Annotated in this window: 17 protein-coding genes and 4 tRNA genes; 4 read left to right on the forward strand and 17 right to left on the reverse strand. The window is 53.3% G+C overall.

Translation table 11 applies throughout. The features are described 5' to 3' along the window. Nucleotides 1-256 precede the first annotated feature (256 nt). From hemC to hemY, 4 genes are read left to right on the forward strand one after another with little or no spacing between them, the layout of a single operon-like run. The gene (gene hemC / locus ACPUC7_RS14505) at nucleotides 257-1,198 is read left to right on the forward strand and encodes a hydroxymethylbilane synthase (RefSeq protein WP_494923454.1); all 942 of its coding nucleotides are present in this window, start codon (nucleotides 257-259) and stop codon (nucleotides 1,196-1,198) included. Next, entirely contained in the window at nucleotides 1,195-1,935 is a 741-nt protein-coding gene (gene hemD, locus ACPUC7_RS14510; protein ID WP_494923455.1) for a uroporphyrinogen-III synthase, read from the forward strand. Before hemC ends, hemD begins: the two co-directional genes overlap by 4 nt. Before the next feature lie 23 nt (nucleotides 1,936-1,958). After that, nucleotides 1,959-3,089, forward strand: coding sequence for a uroporphyrinogen-III C-methyltransferase (gene hemX / locus ACPUC7_RS14515; RefSeq protein ID WP_494923456.1), 1,131 nt, complete (start codon nucleotides 1,959-1,961; stop codon nucleotides 3,087-3,089). 2 nt (nucleotides 3,090-3,091) lie between these two features. Beyond that, nucleotides 3,092-4,288: a protoheme IX biogenesis protein HemY gene (hemY, locus tag ACPUC7_RS14520; RefSeq protein WP_494923457.1), complete on the forward strand. Its 1,197-nt coding sequence runs from the start codon at nucleotides 3,092-3,094 to the stop codon at nucleotides 4,286-4,288. Between the two features lie 600 nt (nucleotides 4,289-4,888). Here hemY and ACPUC7_RS14525 read toward each other — a convergent pair. The 17 genes from ACPUC7_RS14525 to rho form a co-directional block, all read right to left on the reverse strand. Beyond that, nucleotides 4,889-4,965, reverse strand: a tRNA-Pro gene (locus tag ACPUC7_RS14525). Between the two features lie 38 nt (nucleotides 4,966-5,003). Continuing rightward, nucleotides 5,004-5,090 (reverse strand) — tRNA-Leu (locus tag ACPUC7_RS14530). Between the two features lie 16 nt (nucleotides 5,091-5,106). Continuing rightward, a tRNA-His gene (locus ACPUC7_RS14535) sits at nucleotides 5,107-5,182 on the reverse strand. A gap of 91 nt (nucleotides 5,183-5,273) precedes the next feature. After that, nucleotides 5,274-5,350: transfer RNA gene (locus ACPUC7_RS14540), tRNA-Arg, on the reverse strand. Between the two features lie 159 nt (nucleotides 5,351-5,509). Further along, complete coding sequence (wecG, locus tag ACPUC7_RS14545; RefSeq protein WP_494923458.1) at nucleotides 5,510-6,244, reverse strand: lipopolysaccharide N-acetylmannosaminouronosyltransferase; 735 nt, start codon at nucleotides 6,242-6,244, stop codon at nucleotides 5,510-5,512. A 29-nt stretch (nucleotides 6,245-6,273) separates the two neighbouring features. Continuing rightward, a complete protein-coding gene (wzyE, locus tag ACPUC7_RS14550) occupies nucleotides 6,274-7,617 on the reverse strand; it encodes an ECA oligosaccharide polymerase (RefSeq protein ID WP_494923459.1) in 1,344 nt (447 codons plus the stop codon). Further along, nucleotides 7,614-8,684, reverse strand: a complete 1,071-nt coding sequence (wecF, locus tag ACPUC7_RS14555; protein ID WP_494923460.1) for a TDP-N-acetylfucosamine:lipid II N-acetylfucosaminyltransferase — start codon at nucleotides 8,682-8,684, stop codon at nucleotides 7,614-7,616. Before wecF ends, wzyE begins: the two co-directional genes overlap by 4 nt. After that, complete coding sequence (gene wzxE, locus ACPUC7_RS14560) at nucleotides 8,681-9,934, reverse strand: lipid III flippase WzxE (RefSeq protein ID WP_494923461.1); 1,254 nt, start codon at nucleotides 9,932-9,934, stop codon at nucleotides 8,681-8,683. The genes wecF and wzxE overlap by 4 nt, the downstream gene beginning before the upstream one ends. Next, nucleotides 9,934-11,064 (reverse strand): dTDP-4-amino-4,6-dideoxygalactose transaminase, encoded by a 1,131-nt coding sequence (gene rffA / locus ACPUC7_RS14565; protein WP_494923462.1) that lies wholly within the window; start codon nucleotides 11,062-11,064, stop codon nucleotides 9,934-9,936. Before rffA ends, wzxE begins: the two co-directional genes overlap by 1 nt. Further along, nucleotides 11,061-11,759, reverse strand: coding sequence for a dTDP-4-amino-4,6-dideoxy-D-galactose acyltransferase (rffC, locus tag ACPUC7_RS14570; protein ID WP_494923463.1), 699 nt, complete (start codon nucleotides 11,757-11,759; stop codon nucleotides 11,061-11,063). The genes rffA and rffC overlap by 4 nt, the downstream gene beginning before the upstream one ends. Further along, nucleotides 11,737-12,618 (reverse strand): glucose-1-phosphate thymidylyltransferase RfbA, encoded by an 882-nt coding sequence (gene rfbA, locus ACPUC7_RS14575; RefSeq protein ID WP_494923464.1) that lies wholly within the window; start codon nucleotides 12,616-12,618, stop codon nucleotides 11,737-11,739. The genes rffC and rfbA overlap by 23 nt, the downstream gene beginning before the upstream one ends. 23 nt (nucleotides 12,619-12,641) lie before the next feature. Further along, the gene (rffG, locus tag ACPUC7_RS14580; protein WP_494923465.1) at nucleotides 12,642-13,718 is read right to left on the reverse strand and encodes a dTDP-glucose 4,6-dehydratase; all 1,077 of its coding nucleotides are present in this window, start codon (nucleotides 13,716-13,718) and stop codon (nucleotides 12,642-12,644) included. After that, nucleotides 13,715-14,974, reverse strand: coding sequence for a UDP-N-acetyl-D-mannosamine dehydrogenase (wecC, locus tag ACPUC7_RS14585; protein WP_494923466.1), 1,260 nt, complete (start codon nucleotides 14,972-14,974; stop codon nucleotides 13,715-13,717). Before wecC ends, rffG begins: the two co-directional genes overlap by 4 nt. Before the next feature lie 2 nt (nucleotides 14,975-14,976). After that, nucleotides 14,977-16,101 (reverse strand): non-hydrolyzing UDP-N-acetylglucosamine 2-epimerase, encoded by a 1,125-nt coding sequence (gene wecB / locus ACPUC7_RS14590; protein WP_494923467.1) that lies wholly within the window; start codon nucleotides 16,099-16,101, stop codon nucleotides 14,977-14,979. Between the two features lie 10 nt (nucleotides 16,102-16,111). Next, a complete protein-coding gene (gene wzzE / locus ACPUC7_RS14595) occupies nucleotides 16,112-17,161 on the reverse strand; it encodes an ECA polysaccharide chain length modulation protein (protein ID WP_494923468.1) in 1,050 nt (349 codons plus the stop codon). Nucleotides 17,162-17,197: 36 nt separating this feature from the next. Further along, nucleotides 17,198-18,274, reverse strand: coding sequence for a UDP-N-acetylglucosamine--undecaprenyl-phosphate N-acetylglucosaminephosphotransferase (wecA, locus tag ACPUC7_RS14600; RefSeq protein WP_494923469.1), 1,077 nt, complete (start codon nucleotides 18,272-18,274; stop codon nucleotides 17,198-17,200). A gap of 279 nt (nucleotides 18,275-18,553) precedes the next feature. Continuing rightward, complete coding sequence (gene rho, locus ACPUC7_RS14605) at nucleotides 18,554-19,813, reverse strand: transcription termination factor Rho (protein WP_008105744.1); 1,260 nt, start codon at nucleotides 19,811-19,813, stop codon at nucleotides 18,554-18,556. Between the last annotated feature and the right edge of the window lie 278 nt (nucleotides 19,814-20,091).

The following is a 20,091-nucleotide window of genomic DNA, read 5'->3' on the forward strand; positions in this document are numbered from 1 at the left end:
AATAAAGATATTGGGCAAATTATTGCTGGAAACGTGATCAATCTAACACCTGGAGGATTGACCGTAAAGAAAGTTGCGCTACTTAACAGTTTAGCATGTTCCGACCGTAGCCCTGCTTTTTTCAGACTTCGACTCCAACTCTAACCGGCAAAAACCGAGCAAGAATTGACATCGCGGCCTTTTCAATCCGTTGAAACTGACAGCATTCCCCTATCAATGATAGGATATTCGATGAACGATCAAAATGGTTAACAGCATGTTAAACAAAATTTTCAGAATTGCTACCAGACAAAGTCCTCTTGCTTTGTGGCAGGCACAATATGTCCAACAGCGCTTGATGGCTGCCCATCCCGGCTTGCAAGTTGAGCTGCTTCCGATGGTCACCAAAGGCGATATCATTCTTGACACGCCACTGGCAAAGGTTGGCGGCAAAGGCCTGTTTGTCAAAGAGCTTGAGCTAGCGATGCTGGAAGGTCGCGCCGATCTCGCCGTGCATTCGATGAAAGATGTACCGGTCGATTTCCCACAAGGTTTAGGTTTGGTGACCATCTGCGAGCGTGAAGATCCGCGCGATGCTTTCGTCTCCAACCGCTACAACAACCTTGATGAATTACCGCAAGGCGCGATTGTTGGCACATCCAGCCTGCGTCGCCAATGCCAGATTAGCGCCCGCCGTCCAGACCTGGTGATTCGCTCACTGCGCGGCAACGTAGGCACACGTCTCGGCAAACTCGATGCCGGTGAATATGACGCCATCATTCTTGCTGCCGCGGGTTTGAAACGTTTGGGCCTGGAAGATCGTATCCGCCAGGCAATGCCCGCAGAAATCTCCCTGCCCGCTGTCGGACAAGGCGCGGTTGGCATTGAATGCCGGATTGATGATGCAGAATTGATTACGCTGTTACAGGCGCTGAATCATGGCGATACCGCGGTTTGCGTCCGTGCCGAACGCGCGATGAATACTCGCCTGGAAGGCGGCTGCCAGGTGCCAATCGGCAGCTTCGCAGTGCTGGAAGACGATCAATTGTGGTTGCGCGGCTTAGTCGGCTCACCCGATGGTCATCAGATGGTGATCGGCGAGCGCCGTGGTCCGCGCGATCAAGCCGAACAAATGGGCATTTCTCTGGCTGAAGAGTTACTCGATGGCGGCGCACGTGACATCTTACGTGAAGTCTATCAAGGACAACCGCCAGCATGACCATCCTCGTGACCCGTCCTGAACCGGCTGCCACTGAACTGGTTTCGCGCCTGCGCAACCTGGGCAAGCTGGCGTGGAGCATGCCGTTGATTGAATTCACGCCGGGTCGCGATCTTGTCAATTTGCCAAATCAACTTGCGGCGCTTCAATCGGGCGATTTGGTGTTTTTGTTATCGCAGCAAGTGGTGACTTTTGCCCAGCCCGCTTTACAGCATAGCGCGACGACCTGGCCTGAAAAGCTCGACTACTACGCCATTGGTCGCAGCACCGCATTGGCGTTGCACACCGTCAGTAATCTGAAAGTAGACTATCCTCATGCGCGGGAAACCAGCGAAGAGTTGGTGCGTCTGAACCGTCTGCAACAGGTGAACGGCAAGCGTGCGCTGATTTTACGGGGCAGTCCTGGTCGCGAATTGCTCGCAGAGACACTCATTGCGCGCGGTGTTGAAGTACAATATTGCGAATGTTATCAGCGCTGCGAAAAGCAGTATAACGGCGCAACGGAAGGCCGCCGCTGGCGCGATCGTAGTATTACCACGCTGGTTGTTACCAGCGGGGAAATGTTACAACAACTCTTTTCTCTGTTTCCGCCGATTGATCGACGGGAATGGTTACTGCACTGTCGGCTTGTGGTCGTCAGTGAACGTTTGGCTACGCAAGCCGCTGAATTAGGCTGGCAGGACATTGATGTAGCCGATGGTGCCGATAACGATGCGCTGCTGCGCGCGTTACGCTGAACTTAACAATGGGATGAGCCAAAATGACGGAACAAAAAGCCTCCTCCGCCATGGTTGAAGAAACCACCCCAGCGGACCAATCTCCCTCTCCAGCAACGAAGCCACCTCGCGATAAAAAAAGCGACGGCAAAGTGCTGAGTGCAGTGGCGATTGTGATTGCGCTGGCGATTGGCGCAGGACTTTACCTGAATGGGAAACACCAGGCCGATTTACAGGCTCAAACTAACCAGAACCTGAGTGAGCAGCTGAGTGCCTTGCAGCAGCAACTGGGCAGCGATAAACAGCAATTCACCCACGAATTAGATAGCGCCAACAGCGCGTTGCAGGAAGCGCGCACACAGCAGGATAACAGTGCCAAAGAGCTGGAAACCCTGCGTGATAAAGTTGCCACAATTTCTGGCAACGACACGCGCACCTGGTTGCTGGCTCAGGCAGATTATCTGGTCAAACTGGCGGGCCGCAAATTGTGGAGCGATCAGGATGTCACGACGGCGGCGGCGTTGCTGAAAAGTGCCGACACCAGCCTGGCAGACATGAACGATCCTAGCGTAATGAATGTGCGCCGCGCCTTGACGCAGGATATCAGCTCACTTTCAGCGGTGAGTCAGGTCGACTACGACGGCACGATTCTCAAACTCAATCAGCTGTCGAACGGCGTTGATAATCTGCGTTTGGCTGATAACGACAGCGATAATTCACCGATGGACGCGGATGGCGGCGAACTCTCCAGCTCGCTAACTGAATGGCGTCAAAACCTGGTGAAAAGCTGGCACAACTTTATGGATGATTTCATTACCATCCGCCGCCGCGATAACACCGCACAGCCGTTGCTGGCACCGAATCAGGATGTTTATCTGCGTGAGAATATTCGTTCTCGTCTGCTGATCGCTGCGCAAGCTGTACCGCGTCATCAGGATGAAATCTACAAACAGTCAATCGATGCCGTTTCTACCTGGGTTCGTGCCTGGTACGACACTAACGATGCGGCCACCAAAGCCTTCCTTGCCCAGTTGGATGAATTGAGCCAGCAGAGTATTTCTATGGATGTGCCGGATACACTTGAAAGCCAGCCGCTGCTGGAAAAACTGATGCAAACGCGCGTGCGTAATTTGCTGGCCCAGCCATCGGTTGCCGCTGATCAACAGGGAGGCTAAGCATGCTAAAGGTATTAGTGCTTTTCCTGCTATTGATCGCTGGCGTGGTCATTGGACCGATGGTAGCCGGCCATCAAGGCTACGTCCTGATTCAAACCGACAACTGGAATATCGAAACTAGCGTCACCGGGTTAGCGATTATGCTGATTCTCAGCCTGCTGGTGATTCTTTTCGTTGAATGGATCTTACGTCGCGTACTGCGAACCGGTGCACGTACGCGTGGTTGGTTCACCGGCCGCAAGCGCCGCAGTGCGCAGCGCCACACGCAAAGTGCGCTGATGAAACTGGCTGAAGGTGATTTTAAACAGGCAGAAAAACTGCTGTCGAAAAACGCCGATCACGCGGATCAACCGGTAGCGAACTATTTGCTGGCCGCCGAAGCTGCGCAGCAACGTGGTGATGAAATCCGTGCCAATCAGCATCTGGAACGTGCCGCTGAGCTGTCTGAAAACGACACCATTCCCGTTGAAATCACCCGCGTTCGTCTGCAACTGGCGCGTAATGAAGATCATGCCGCTCGTCATGGCATTGATCGCCTTCTGGAAGTCGCACCGCGCCATCCAGAAGTATTACGTCTGGCCGAACAAGCTTATATTCGTACCGGCGCGTGGGGCGCATTGCTGGATATTCTGCCATCGATGCAGAAAGTGCAGATCAATGATGAAGCACAGCGCGAAGCGTTACAGCAGCAAGCCTGGCTGGGTCTGATGAATCAAGCGATGGCCGATCAGGGCAGCGACGGATTGAAAAAATGGTGGCAGAACCAGAGCCGCAAAACGCGTCAGGAAACCGCGCTACAAGTGGCAATGGCAGAACACCTGATTGAGTGTGACGATCCCGATACCGCGCAGAGCATCGTGCTGGAAGGGTTGAAACGTCAGTATGATGATCGTTTGGTGCTGCTGATGCCACGTATTAAAAGTGGCGATCCGCAAGCGCTGGAAAAAGCATTGCGTCAGCAAATCAAACAGCACGGCGCGACGCCATTGCTACACAGCACGCTCGGCCAGTTGCTGATGCGCCACGGTGAATGGCAGCAAGCGGCTGAAGCTTTCCAGCAAGCGCTAGCACAACGTCCAGATGCTTTTGATTACGCCTGGCTGGCAGATGTTTACGATCGCCTGCATCGTCCAGAAGACGCGGCAAAAATGCGCCGTGAAGGCTTGTTACTCACGCTGAAGACCAATCCCAGCGCCTGATTTTACGATTGTTACTTTTGTGCACGCCGGGCTTGTCCCGGCTTTTTTTTGCCTGAGATAAACGTAAATCCACAATCCGCAGATAAAAAAACACCTGCCATAAGCAGGTGTAAGATCAGGTCGTTAAGACAACTGATGGCATCCGACTCAACGTAATGTCCTTCTTACTGCAGTAAAGCGTGCGCAAATACTGCCAGGCTGGACAACGGATGCCGTAAGGGGCTCTGCATCATTCCCAGGTTTATGAAGCATCAGCAAACATAAGAGGTGGAATGAGCATCTACAGTCAGATTATTGCACAAGCCGTGCCAAAATTGCAGGTGAAGGGGTAAGTTAATTAAAATCAATACGTTAGATAAAGACCGCGGATTTTGATTGCTACGACTGTCGGGAATTCGCGACGATAAGCTTAAAAGCTGTCTCCAGAGAACGACAAGCTATGCAAGATATTGTCATCTCCAGATAAATCAGTGAGTTAAATGTATCTGAATAGCGACAAGTTGCAGAAAAGTGTAATTGGCCGGGGTTAGAGTAGAGGACAAGCTTCTGAAGGCAATACAAACGAAAAAAGCCTGCTTTTTCAAGCAGGCTTTTCGAATATGGTCGGCGAGAGAGGATTCGAACCTCCGACCCACTGGTCCCAAACCAGTTGCGCTACCAAGCTGCGCTACTCGCCGATTTTTTACTTCTTTTCACGCTACTGCGTAATTTTGCTTGGTGCGAAGGGAGGGACTTGAACCCTCACGTCCGTAAGAACACTAACACCTGAAGCTAGCGCGTCTACCAATTCCGCCACCATCGCGTGTCCGAGCAAAATCTGGGGTGGCTAATGGGACTCGAACCCACGACAACTGGAATCACAATCCAGGGCTCTACCAACTGAGCTATAGCCACCATAATTCTGGTGCGTAAGCGTGTCACGCTTACTAAATTCACTGCATAACGCGGTTAAACCAACCACCGAAGCTCTTGCGCACAAACTAAATGGCGCGCCCGACAGGATTCGAACCTGAGACCTCTGCCTCCGGAGGGCAGCGCTCTATCCAGCTGAGCTACGGGCGCGTAGCGCCGTTGCGGATGGGCATACTACGGGCTTGACCTCATACTGTCCAGCCCTTTTTTATAAAAAAAACGCGTTTGATTACGCTTTGTGCATTCCATCGATAAATACAGCAGTTTGAGGTGCTTACCCGTCGTTCTTTGCTGAAAAAACCGTCAACATCAGAGATCGCCACGCCAATGGTAACGCAAATATTTGAGCAATTTTAATTGGCGACGCCAGCGAGAAGGTTGGCGAATGAGTCGATAAAGCCACTCCAGCCCGGATTTTTGCCACCAAATTGGCGCGCGCTGCACGTGGCCAGTAAACACATCGTAAGTGCCACCCACGCCCATATATAACGCATGTGGCCAATGCGCACGGCAATCACGCATCAACAATTCCTGACGCGGTGATCCCTGCGCCACCGTGACAATCTGCGCGCCGCTCGCAGCAATGCGTGCGAACAATGCATCGCGCTCATCCGGCGCAAAGTAACCATCCTGGCTACCGACAATGTTCACATTCCATTGGCGACGCAGTTTGTCGCAAGTTTCCTGCAGTACTTGCTGACGCCCACCAATCAGAAACACCGGAATGCCCTCGCGACCCGCACGCGCCATCAGCGCTTCCCACAAATCTGCGCCCGCGATGCGATTAACCTGCAATTGGGGATACTTTTTACGAAGTGAACGCACAATGCTAATGCCATCGGGATATTTGAACTCAGCTTCAGCGATGAGCGTACGCAACTGTGCATCTTCTTCCAGCGTAAGCATTTTCTCGGCGTTCATCGCAATCAGTGTACCGCTGCGTGGTTTGCCATCAGGCAACAGAAAACGCAGGAAGCTCGCCATATCATTGAAGGCGTGAAGATCGACTCCGCGCACGCTATAGCGCGGCTTATCGCTATTCATGGTATGAATTTTCCCATTGTGCCCAGAAGTTAAGAAGGGCTATGTAAAACCGGCTCGCTGCGTGGGCGAATCAACCCCGCACGCGCCAACAGCCAGTAAAGCAATTTCGCAAGCCCAATGCAGGCAGCAAAAATCAAACAGAAGAACACCACGCGAGAACCAAATGCATCCAGCCCTTCACGCGCGAGCACGATCATATTAAACACCGCGCCAAAGCAGAAGCTCTGCAATATTGCGCCGCTGTAGCGGTTGTCAGTATCGCGCCCATAAAGGTACAAGTTGTCGAAGCCTTTCATCAGCCAACCAACTGCCACAGCGCCAATCGGGATAAACCACACGCCACCCATCACCAGCAACGAGCCGAGCAAGGTCGGTGAAATTGCCAAACCTGAATGGTTGTTGAGCACTTCCCAGGTAAAGTAGTTAGCGCTGTTCAGGACGATAGAAGGACGTCCCGGCCACAACCAACTGGGGATGAAGACATAGAAATCACGCCAAATGGGAGCCAATCCCTGGAAATCGATCTTGTCGTAGTTCTGCAATAACAGCGCCAGATTTTCCCACGGCGAGAAGGTATCGCGCGTCAGATAAAGGAAGGTATAAAACGCTTCATCACCCACCACATCAAGGTTATAACGGCGCAGCGCCAGCCAGAACATGCCACCAATCGCCATCACACCCGCGCCAACCAGCATCCACAGCGTGATCCAGCCGCGCGTAATGCCAATAAACAGGAACAACGCAAACGCGATGATGATGTTAGCGCGCGTACCGCCCACCAGCGCATAAGTCAGCAGACCAAACGCCACCGAAACCAGCAAAAACCATAGCCACTGGCGCTGCGTCGGTTTGAGGAAGTAACGAATCAGCATCGCGGGAATAAAGAAGTAGAAGAAGCGTTTGAGCGCCACGCCAGACACTTCACTCGAGAAAATCTGGTTGTAAGCAGAGAGCCGGAACAGCAGTAAGCCGTTGTGCATGAAGAACACCGTGACGGTGCCAATCGCTACCAACGCCAGCAGCAAACAGGTCAAATTGGTTTCAACGCGATTCATTTGCAGCCACGGTTTGCGCGGCGCAGCATCAGCGGGCCGCAACCGCACTTTGTAGCTGACGTAATAGATAGCGTAGAAACTGGTGGCGGCCAGTAGCGCTTGCAGCAAATAGTCTGGCGGCACCACGCTAACGTTAAAGCGGAACACCAAAATGCCCGTCAGCGGGAAGCCAAAGTAAAACGTCAGCAAATAGAGAATGGTGAAGAACAGGTGAAAGTTGAAACGCACCCGCTTAAATTCGCGCCAGGTTAAGGTCAGAATGAAACCCAGCGAAAACAGATAAACCACCAGCAGACCACTAAACTGCATCAGGTTCATGTTCTCTCCCTTTCACTCAGAGTAAGCGCATCGCGCCAACCTGCCAGATAGCCAGGGGAAAAAAAGGCGATCGAGGGCTGATCACATTGCGTCAATTGCCGCTGTGCTTCCGCCACGCTGGCGGCATCCAACGCATCTTCACTGAACAACACTGGCAATCCTTGTTCACTGAGATCGCGCCAGAACGGATTTTTACGGTTCAGCACGAACGGAATATTTGCCTGAATGAGCAAGCACAGCGTACCGATGCCTTGTTGACGTTCGAACATAAAATAGCCGAGCTGGCAGCGGCTAAGCAATGCCAGATAAGCATCAAAGTCAATTTTGTCGCGCAGCAGCGTGACCTGCCCAACCGGGAACAAGCGCTGTGCAGCAGCGGCAATCTCCTCTATATAATCATGATTGTTCTCTGGATAACCGAGCGGCACCACCACTTTCACTTGCTCGCCAAACTGGGCGCGAATCGCCTCTAACCCAGCAATGTGGCGATTACTGCGATCGCCGGAGTTGCCGAGCAAAATAGTAAAGTCGCGACTATCTTCTGCTGCTGGCACCGCCGCGTTAGGCATGCGGGTCGGGAAATAGAGCAGCGAAGCCGGTACGCGCGGATGGCGCTGCTGGAAATGGTGCAAATCACCGCGCGTCGCAAATACCCGCGCCATACGACCTTGCGCCAGCCGGCGCATTAGATAAAACAGTTGGTACTTCAGGCCGCGCCCTTCTTCATACAAATCCGCGCCCCACACATGCCAGAACGCCTGCTGACGACGCAGCTTGCCGCTGAGTAACGCAAGCCAAATGCCGGGATTGAACTGACCATGGAAGAAGAACCGCTGAGAGCGATTTGCTGCCCGAGTAATCACCGCCTGCGCCAGCACACGCTTGCTGCTGAAGATTTCAATATGCAGCGACGGATAGGCTTGCAGCGTTTCTGGTGCATCAGAAACCACCATAAATTGACGCGGCGCATCGCCAGGCATCTCGCGGCTCATCACGTCATTAAAGAAGCGCAACACCGTATGATTGTGATGTGGGATATCCGATCCCAACACGTGAAAAGTCGTCATTTTTTCCGGCAATAAATCATGAAGGCGCCACAACAAAGGGCAAAGTAGAGCACGTAGGTTCCCATGTAAGCCTGAGCGGCTCCGGCGGTGCCGTGCAAAGGAATCAGCCAGTGGGAAAAACCGGTCAGTAATGCAAACTGGCTGATTTCAGTCAAAATATAAAAGCGCAGCGACGCTTTAGCGATCACCAGATATCCGAAAACATAGGCGCCGACTTTAAACACATCACCGCATAACTGCCAAACAAACAGGTCGCGCATCGCGCTGAACTGAGGTGAAAAAAGTAGCCAAATCGCCACGTCGCGCAGTAACCACACGCAGAAACTGGCAGCCGCCACCGCAGGCAACACAAAACGCAGCGCACGACCAATTTCACGGGCAATTTGCGGCTTCTGCTCCAGACGCGCCAATGTTGGCAGCAGCCAAACGCTAAAAGTGGCGGTGATAAATTGCAGGTAGGCATCGGAAATGCTGGTCACGCCCTGCCACAAGCCAACTTGCGCCCAACCTTGCTGCTCCGCCAGCAGATTACGCATCATCACCCACGCCACCGGCAAGGTGAATGAGGTAATCAGCGCCATAACGGTAAATTTCGCCAGATTGCGCGCCAAATCGGGATGCCAGCTTGGCTTGAGCCAACTGAGCGGCAGCACACCGCGATGGCGGCGTAACATCAGCAAGGCCGGGAATACCAGCAACGCCGGAACCAACGCCAGGCCGACCAGCGCACCCGCATAGCCGCCCATCCACCAGCAGATAACATAACCCAGCACACCAATTAGGCTTCCGGCAATCAGCGCCAGCGCATTGCCGCGCGCGTCACGAAAACCTTTCAGTAATGCCAGCGTGAGATTGGCCCAGGCAATGCCGAGTTGCAGGAAAGCGACGATGCGCAGCACATTTTCAAAGCCGGCATGACCAAACAGCGCCGCGCTGATCGGTTTTGCCGCCAGCAAAAACACCAATGCCAGCAGCGTAGAAAAGCCCAACACAATCGCCGAAGCCGTACCGGTCACGGCGCGCAGTTGCTGCGGATGATGTTGATGTTGCGCCACTAAAGTGGTGATGCCGTTAAAAATACCGGCACCGGCCAACACGCCGAGTACGGTGATTAACTGGCGAAAGTTACCAGCCTGACCAATACCTTCTGGCCCGTAGCTGACGGCCAGCAGTTTCACCACCAGCAAACCGGCAACGATTTTTACCAGAGTGGAAGACGCGGTCCAGACGGATGCTTTAGCTAATGACATCAGGCAAAGAAACTCAGCAACGAACTGATCACCGTACGCTGATTATTGTCCGACAGGTTATAGAACAGCGGCAGACGTAACAGGCGCTCACTTTCCGAGGTGGTAAACACATCATCGCCATGGAAACGACCAAAGCGTTCTCCAGCCGGTGAACTGTGCAGCGGAATGTAATGGAACACCGTGAGGATTTCCGCCTCTTTCATCCAGTTGATTAGCGCCTGGCGATCGTCGCTGTCGCGCAGTTTGATATAGAACATATGCGCGTTGTGGCGACAGTTTTTCGGCACCACCGGCAATTCAATGCGCCCCGCTGCTGCCAGCGGTTGCAGCGCATCATAATAACGTTGCCACAAACGCAGACGCTGCTGGTTGATGCGTTCTGCCGCCTCCAGCTGCGCCCACAAATAGGCAGCTTGCAGATCCGCCATCAGATAGCTGGAACCGATATCGCGCCAGGTATATTTATCCACTTGTCCACGGAAGAACTGGCTGCGGTTGGTGCCTTTTTCGCGGATGATCTCCGCACGCTCCACCAACTTCGCTTCGTTGATCAACGTCGCGCCACCTTCGCCACCGGCGGTGTAGTTTTTAGTTTCATGGAAGCTAAAGCAGCCAATATGACCGATGGTGCCAAGCGCGCGTCCTTTGTATTGCGACATCACACCCTGCGCCGCGTCTTCAATCACATACAGTTTATGCTTCGCCGCCAGCGCCATGATCGTGTCCATCTCACACGCCACGCCCGCATAATGCACCGGCACAATGGCGCGGGTTTTTGGTGTGATTGCCGCTTCAATCAGCGTTTCGTCGATGTTCAGCGTATCCGGACGCACATCAACAAACACAATGGTCGCGCCGCGCAATACAAAGGCGTTGGCGGTGGAAACAAAGGTGTAGCTCGGCATGATCACTTCATCGCCGGGCTGCAAATCAATCAATATCGCAGCCATCTCTAACGATGCGGTGCAGGATGGCGTCAGCAATACTTTTTTGCTGCCGAAGTGTTGCTCCATCCACTGCTGACAGCGACGGGTAAATCCGCCATCGCCGCACAGCTTGCCGCTGGCCATCGCCGACTGCATATATTCAAGTTCACTGCCGACAATCGGCGGCGCATTAAATGGGATCATCGGGCTTTCCTGTAGAACCAATACGCGGTGCTTTCCAGCCGCGCACCGCTGCGTAAATAGAGGCGCATCGCCGTGAGATTGCTAAGTTGGGTGGCAACGCGCAGCTGTGAAAGTTGGCGTACGCGGCCCCAATCCGCCGCGGCGAGCAACAAGCGTTGACCCACGCCTTTTCCTTGTGCGGCTGGCAACACCGCCAAAAGGCCGATACGCATGTCGCCGTCCACTTCGCGCATCGAGACAAAACCTTGCAGCGCGCCCTGCTCATCACAAGCCACTAAGCATTGATTATCGAAGGTGCCGCGTACCGCGTTTTCAGCCCATTGCGCATAAAAGCGTGCGCTGTCAGTTGCATCGAACCAGGGAGCGCGAAAACGGCTTTGGCTGAACGCTTGCGCTGCCGCCTCACGCAACGCGGGAATTTGCGCTTCCCGCGCAATGCGCACGCCAACTTGACGTTCGGTGCGATTGATGGGGATGCTGAGATCGGCTTCACCTTCGACCAACTGGAAACCCTGCTGGCTCAATGCATCGATCACCTCGATACGTTCAGCTGGCACTTTGGTTTGCCACAACGTATAAGGCTGCTGCAACACGTCGGCCAACGGCAAATCACCGTCCAGTTCCAATCGCGCGCTGTTCTGCCCGAAGAAGTCGTTTTCCCACTTTAGGGGATTAATATTGACGCGGACGGGCATTATGAACATCCAGCAAATACTGGCCGTAGCCGGTTTTGGTCAGCGCCTGCGCGGCTGCCAGCAATTGAGCATCGCTGAGCCAACCGTTGCGCCACGCGATCTCTTCCAGGCAGGCGATTTTAAAGCCCTGTCGTTTTTCCACCGTTTGCACAAACATGCTCGCTTCAATCAGGCTGTCATGCGTGCCGGTATCCAGCCAGGCGAAACCACGTCCTAATAGTTCGACGGCAAGTTCGCCCTGATCGAGATACATCTGGTTGATAGCGGTAATTTCTAACTCACCGCGTGCAGAAGGCTTAACCTGTTTGGCAAACTCCACCACTCGATTATCGTAAAAATAGAGGCCCGTCACTGCCCAGCGCGATTTTGGCTGCTGCGGCTTTTCTTCGATCGATAGCGCGTTGAAATCATCATCAAACTCCACCACGCCAAAACGTTCCGGATCCATCACCTGATAGGCAAATACCGTGGCGCCGCTGCTGCGTGCCGCCACTTTTTTCAGTTTAGGGCTGAAACCCTGTCCGAAATAGAGATTGTCTCCCAACACCAAACAACAGTTATCATCGCCGATAAAGGATTCACCAATGATAAACGCCTGTGCTAATCCATCAGGGCTAGGTTGTTCTGCATAGGCCAGTTGAATGCCAAATTCACTGCCATCACCGAGCAAACGCTCAAAGTGGGCGCGATCTTCCGGCGTGGTGATGATCAGGATTTCGCGTATGCCTGCCAGCATCAGCACCGACAGCGGATAGTAAATCATCGGCTTGTCGTACACCGGCAACAGCTGTTTCGAGATGGCGCGGGTAATCGGATGCAAACGCGTGCCCGAACCTCCGGCTAAAATAATGCCTTTCATCGCTGCTCCTTTTGCAGTGCGCTTTAGCGCGGCGTGGTTAATCCCAAACGTTCGCCGCGATAGCTGCCGTTAAGAATCGCCTGCCACCATTGCGGGTTCGCCAAATACCATTGCACGGTTTTTCGAATGCCGCTCTCAAAGGTTTCCTGCGGCGTCCAGCCGAGTTCACGGGCGATTTTACTGGCGTCGATGGCATAGCGTTGATCGTGCCCAGGGCGATCGGTGACAAAGGTGATCAAATCCCGATAGCGCGCCAGGTATGACGCACGTTGCTGCGGTGCCAGTTCATCCAGCAGATCACATAGCGTTTCCACCACGTCAAGATTGCGCCGCTCGTTATGGCCGCCAATGTTATAGGTTTCGCCGACTTTGCCGCTGCTCACCACGCTGTAAAGTGCGCGCGCATGATCTTCCACATACAACCAGTCGCGAATCTGGCTGCCATTGCCATACACCGGCAAAGGCTTTCCAGCCAGCGCATTGATGATGGTGAGCGGAATCAGCTTCTCTGGGAAATGGTAGGGGCCGTAATTGTTGGAGCAGTTGGTGATGATAATCGGCAAGCCATAGGTGCGAAGCCAGGCACGCACCAGGTGATCGCTGCTGGCTTTAGTAGCTGAATACGGGCTGCTTGGCGCATAAGGCGTGGTTTCAGTGAAGAAATCGTCGCTGCCGTGCAGATCACCAAACACTTCGTCGGTGGAGATGTGATGCAGGATGAAGCCCTTTTTGCGTTCATCCGCCATGCCATTCCAGTAATACCTTGCTGCTTCCAGCAATTGATAAGTGCCGACGATGTTGGTTTCGACAAAAGCAATCGGCCCATCAATCGAACGGTCAACATGGCTTTCCGCCGCCAAATGCATGATGCAATCGGGCTGGTATTGCGCCATCACGCGATCTAACTCGGCACGATCACAAATATCCACTTGCTCAAAGGCAAAGCGCGCATCTTGTTGTACCGGTGCCAGCGATGCCAAATTCCCGGCATAACTGAGCTTATCGACCACCACCACGCGATGTTCGGTGCTCTCAATGAGAAAACGCACCAACGCCGAACCAATAAAGCCCGCGCCGCCCGTAACCAGAAACTGCTTCATCGCCAAACACCTTTGGTATCGACAATCCACGGTTGCGTGACTTGTGCGGCGTCGATGGCGCGGAACTGCGCATGATCCACTAGCATCACCACGATATCGGCCTGTTGCAACGCTTTCTCACTGGAAACCAATGCCGCTTCATCTGCCAGCCGCGCAGGAATCTCAGTAACGTGCGGCTCAACCACCCAGGTTTGCCCGCTGTGCCATTCAGCAATCATATGCGCCACCGTCACCGCCGGGCTTTCGCGCAAATCGTCAATGTTCGGTTTAAATGCCAGGCCAAAGCAGGCGATGGTAACGTCACTGGCGCGTTTGCCGCTGGCGGTGAGGCACTCAGCTAACGCCTGTTTAACTTGATCCAACACCCAACCGGGCTTGGCATCATTCACTTCGCGTGCAGTGCGGATCAATCGCGCCTGTTTAGGATTTTGCGCCACAATAAACCACGGATCGACCGCGATGCAGTGACCGCCAACGCCCGGTCCCGGTTGCAGGATGTTGACGCGCGGATGGCGATTCGCCAACGCAATTAGCTCCCACACATTAATGTTCTGCTCGGCGCAGATCAGCGACAGCTCATTGGCAAAGGCGATATTCACATCGCGGAAGCTGTTTTCGGTCAGTTTGCACATTTCAGCGGTGCGCGCGTTGGTTTCCACGCATTCGCCGCGCAGGAAGATGCGGTACAGCTCGCTGGCTCGCGCGGAACACGCTGGCGTCATACCGCCAATCACACGATCGTTGTCCAGCAGCTCAACCATCACTTTGCCCGGCAACACGCGCTCCGGGCAGTAAGCGATAAATACCTCGCATGCCTCGCCGTGTTGCGGAAAACGCAGATCGGGACGTGCTGCAGCCAACCAGTCGGCCATTTGTTCGGTGGTGCCAACCGGCGAGGTTGATTCGAGGATCACCAGATCACCGGCTTTCAATACTGGTGCAATTGACAGCGCAGCGGCCTGCACGTAGCTGAGATCGGGCTGATGATCACCAATAAACGGCGTCGGCACCGCAATCAGAAAGGCGTCGGCGGCTTCGGCTTCTGTAGTGGCGCGCAGATAACCGGCATGAACGGCCTCACGCACCACCTCGCCCAGTTCCGGCTCAACGATATGAATATCGCCACGATTGATGGTTTCTACAGCGCGGGTATTGATATCCACGCCGATGACTTTTTTTTCCCGAGAAGCAAAAACGGCTGCGGTTGGCAACCCAATGTAGCCCAGTCCGATGACGGAAATGGTTTCAAAACTCATAGTTATACTCTGTGTTGTTTTAGGGCCTGCAAAATGCGCGCGCAGGCATGACCATCACCATACGGATTGTGCGCGCGGCTCATTGCCTGCCAGGCTTCATCGTCCTGCAACAGCAGGCTGACTTCAGCGACAATTTTACTGATATCGGTGCCCACCAACTTCACCGTGCCTGCATCGACGGCTTCCGGGCGCTCGGTGGTATCACGCATCACCAGCACCGGTTTACCCAACGATGGCGCTTCTTCCTGGATGCCGCCGGAATCGGTCAGAATCAGCCATGAGCGATTCATCAGCCAAACAAACGGCAGATATTCCTGCGGCTCAATCAGAATGATGTTTTCGATGCCGCTGAGAATGCGGTTTACCGGCTCGCTGACATTCGGGTTGAGGTGCACCGGATAAACAATTTGCGCCTGCGGATGCTGGCGGGCAATTTGCGCCAGTGCGCTGCAAATACGCTCAAAACCATCACCAAAACTTTCACGACGATGGCCGGTGACCAGAATCAGTTTTTTGTCGGCGTCGAGGAAGGGGTAACGCGCTGCAAGGCGGGCATTGAGATCGGCATCATCCAACACGCGATCGCGGACCCATAACAACGCATCAATCACCGTGTTGCCAGTGACGAAAATGCGCGCTTCCGGCAGATTTTCGCGCAACAGGTTTTGCCGTGAATTTTCGGTAGGCGTGAAGTGATAACTCGCCAGATGGCCGGTTAAGGTACGGTTAGCCTCTTCGGGCCACGGCGACATTAAGTTGCCGGTGCGCAGCCCGGCTTCCACATGCCCTACCGGAATCTGGTGATAGAACGCCGCCAGGCTCGCCGCAAAAGTGGTGGTGGTATCGCCGTGCACCAACACCACATCCGGTTTGAAATCAGCGAGGACGGTTTTCATGCCTTGCAAAATGCGGCTGGTGATCTCCGTCAGTCCTTGCTCGGGTCGCATGATATTCAGGTCATAATCGGGTTGCAGCTTAAACAGCCGCAACACTTGATCGAGCATTTCACGGTGCTGCGCGGTGACACACAGCCGTGACTCGAACGCAGTATCCTGCGCCAGCGCTTGCACCAGCGGAGCCATTTTGATCGCTTCAGGACGTGTGCCAAATACGGTCAGAACTTTCACGTGACTTCTCTTAGTGGCTGGTTGGTAACGTTAAACGCGGACGGCGCACCAGCGCCACTCCCGCACCAACTAGCGCGCCAATGACGCCCCACATGATCATCATAAACAGACGACGCGGACTATCGCGCGATACCGGCTCTTCCGGGGTACGTAAATAGCGATAGGTCTGGAACTTTTTGTCCAGACGCGGCCCGGCTTGCAGCGTGCTCAGCATCGCCCTGTTTTGATCATAGCTTAAATCATAAGCGGGACCGCTGGCTTGCAAGGTGTCGAGTTGTGCTTGCAGCATTTGCTGTCCCAGCAGGAAGCGATCGCTGTCCGGCAGCGCTTCACCGGTTGCCGGCGCGCGATTCTCTTTAATGCCTTGCTCGCCCGCCACTTTGAGCGCTTGTTCGATACGTTGACGTTGACGTTCAAATACTGCCTGCGCCACGTCTTGCTGGCGATTAACCTGTGATTGCAACTGCACGCTGCGTGCCTGCCAGGCGCCTTTTAATTCATCGTTCAGATGACGCGCCGCGCGTTCGCTGGCATAGGCGATGTATTGGCGCAGCAGATTGTTGGCATCACTGGCGGTTTCCGCGATCAGCTTGACGTTATCTAAGATGTTGCGTGCCGGGTCGGCCGCCGTAAATTGAATGTTGGTGATCAAATCGTCCAGCAACGCCGCATCGTTATGCGCATTGCCACTTTTGCGGCTTTTGTAATATTCGGTCTGCTGCCAGAAATCGCGACGCGTATCCCAGGAAGCCAATTGCATGGTGAATTCCTGGTAAACCTCATCCATCACCGTGGGTGCGGGCGAATTAAGATTCAACGTGTTGTTGCGCACATCCAGATTGTTGAGAAACTGCTGCTGCACAAAGAAATCACCCAACATGTTGACGGTCGGGCGATCGGTGACCGCCGTGGTGCTCCAGGCTTGTTTCATCAACATAGAAGCCACCCACGCCAACAGCGTGAACAGCAGCGCCAAGCCCACAATCCAGCGCTTACCGCGCCAAAGTGTGCAGCCAAGGCCGCGTATATCCAGTTCGTTCTCCACAACCACCGAGGTCATAACAAAAATCCTTATTAGGGTACTTTTCTGGGTAATTTATTTTTTATCTTCGCCACTGCTTTGCCAGCGACGTTTAATACGACGAATTTTACGTGCCACGCGCCATGCGTGTTTCAGGCAGTAGCCGTAAAGCAGGAATGCCATCATGAACAGTACCAGCATCACCCATTCCGGGATGAAGGCCAGATATTCACCGAGCACGCCAATGCCGGCCAGAATCGCTGCAGCAACGGTAATTAACACAAATGCCTGCCGCGAGGTGAAACCGGCACGCATAATTAAGTGGTGAATGTGCTGGCGGTCAGCAGAAAACGGGCTCATGCCTTTACGCAAGCGGCGATACATAATCGCCACCATATCCATCAGCGGAATGGCAATCAGCCACAGCGCGGTGACCGGTGTAATCGGATGGCTCAGACCTTGTGTGGTTTCCAGCAATATCCAGATGATGGTGAAGCCAATCATGGTGCTGCCGGCATCGCCCATAAACACTTTGTAGCGGCGACCAATCAAACCAAGATTGAGCAGAATATAAGGAATGGTGGCGGCGATCATCGCAAAGCACCACATGGCGAGGCTGGTTTGGCCGTCGAAGTACAGAATGATACCGATCGCGGCAAACGTGACGCTAGAGAGGCCGCCTAATAGCCCATCAATGCCATCGACCATGTTGAAGGCATTAATCGCCGCCCATACCGCAAATAGCGTCAGTACGTAACCGAAAGGTCCAACGATTAATTCAACCGGCCCGATAATAAAACCAAGGCTGAGCAAATAGAGTTTGGCGCCGACCATCATCACGATGGCAACCGCGGCTTGAACTAACGCGCGGATTTTAACGCTGATATCAAAGCGATCATCCAGCGCACCAACCAGTACCAATACGCCCGCGCAGCTGAGATACAGCATGGCGTGCGGTAAATAATAATTTGAGATGGCAAACGCAAAGCAGATTCCCGCGTATACGGAAATACCGCCGACTAACGGAATCGCGCCATGGTGTCGTTTTCGGGAGTTTGGTGTGTCCACGAGCCCAATTTTTTTAGCTGCTTTGCGAGCAAAAAACAGGAACACTAAAGTAAAAAGAAAAACTAAACCAAGCTCCGTACTCATAGTGAGTAAATTCACGTTCATGCTCTCAGCTAAAATCGAGGACAACAATAAGCAAAACGCCTGCTATTGCCGTATATCCCTATTCCGAATTCTGCTGCAGAAAAGTCTGATTGCTCAAAAATTCAACACATCTCTGCCACAGTCATTATAAATGCTTCCTGACTGCGCTAATCCTAATGCCCATAAATAAAAAACGCCACGTTAAGACGTGGCGTTAGCAATATTTCCTGGCAAATTGTGCGAATCGCCGCTTGGCTTAGCGACTCGCTTTATCGCAACTTAGGAACGCTTCATCATATCGAAGAATTCGTCGTTGGTTTTGGTCATCGCCAGTTTATTGATGAGGAATTCCATCGCGTCAATTTCACCCATTGGATGGATGATTTTGCGCAGGATCCACATCTTCTGCAGCTCTTCCTGCGTGGTGAGTAGCTCTTCTTTACGCGTACCGGAACGATTGTAATCAATCGCTGGGAATACACGCTTCTCGGCGATTTTGCGCGAGAGGTGCAATTCCATGTTACCTGTACCTTTAAACTCTTCGTAAATCACTTCATCCATCTTCGAACCGGTATCAACCAGCGCGGTCGCAATGATGGTCAGGCTGCCGCCCTCTTCCACGTTACGTGCCGCACCGAAGAAACGCTTCGGACGATGCAAGGCGTTGGCATCCACACCACCGGTCAGGACTTTACCTGAAGCCGGAACCACGGTGTTGTACGCACGGGCCAGACGCGTGATGGAGTCGAGCAAGATGATCACATCTTTTTTATGCTCAACCAGGCGCTTGGCCTTCTCGATCACCATCTCAGCAACCTGCACGTGACGTGATGCTGGCTCATCAAAGGTCGAAGCAATAACTTCACCTTTAACCAGACGCTGCATCTCGGTCACTTCTTCCGGACGTTCGTCGATCAGCAGCACCATCAGCAGGCAATCTGGATAGTTGTAAGCAATGCTCTGCGCGATGTTCTGCAGCAGCATAGTTTTACCCGCTTTTGGCGGTGCCACGATCAGACCACGCTGACCGCGACCAATTGGGGAAGCCAGATCCAGCACGCGTGCTGTCAGGTCTTCAGTCGAGCCATTACCGCGCTCCATACGCATACGTTTGCTGGCGTGCAGCGGCGTAAGGTTTTCGAACAGAATCTTGTTACGCGCGTTTTCCGGCTTGTCATAGTTAACTTCGTTAACTTTCAACAGCGCAAAGTAGCGTTCACCCTCTTTTGGCGGGCGAATCTTGCCAGAAATAGTGTCACCAGTGCGGAGGTTGAAGCGGCGGATTTGGCTGGGAGAAACGTAGATATCATCGGGACCGGCGAGGTAGGAGCTATCTCCAGAACGGAGGAAACCAAATCCGTCCTGTAATATCTCCAGCACACCATCACCAAAGATGTCTTCGCCGCTTTTTGCGTGCTGTTTCAGGATAGAGAAAATAATATCCTGCTTGCGCATACGCGCCTGGTTTTCCAGCCCCATATTTTCGCCGAGGGTAATCAGCTCAGAAACCGGCGTATTCTTTAATTCGGTAAGATTCATAGTGATGGGTTCTTAAACTCGGGGTAATTCTCGAAATGATTGTCGTGAGTGGTATGGCAAAAATTCCATGCCTGTTAATGGCTCTTTTTCAACTCAGCTCGACGATTATCGTCAGATGTGGCGATAGGAAACGAGGAGACAGTCGAAAGATGATGCCGAATGTGCTTAGTCATCAGATTGCCAAACCACGATAACGTTCATTGCGAGTAGGGTCTGACAAGGGAAAACTTTAGATGCAAACTACAAGGTAAGAGCGTAATGCAGTGAACTCAACTTAA

Source organism: Pantoea sp. CFCC18179 (genome assembly GCF_059412405.1).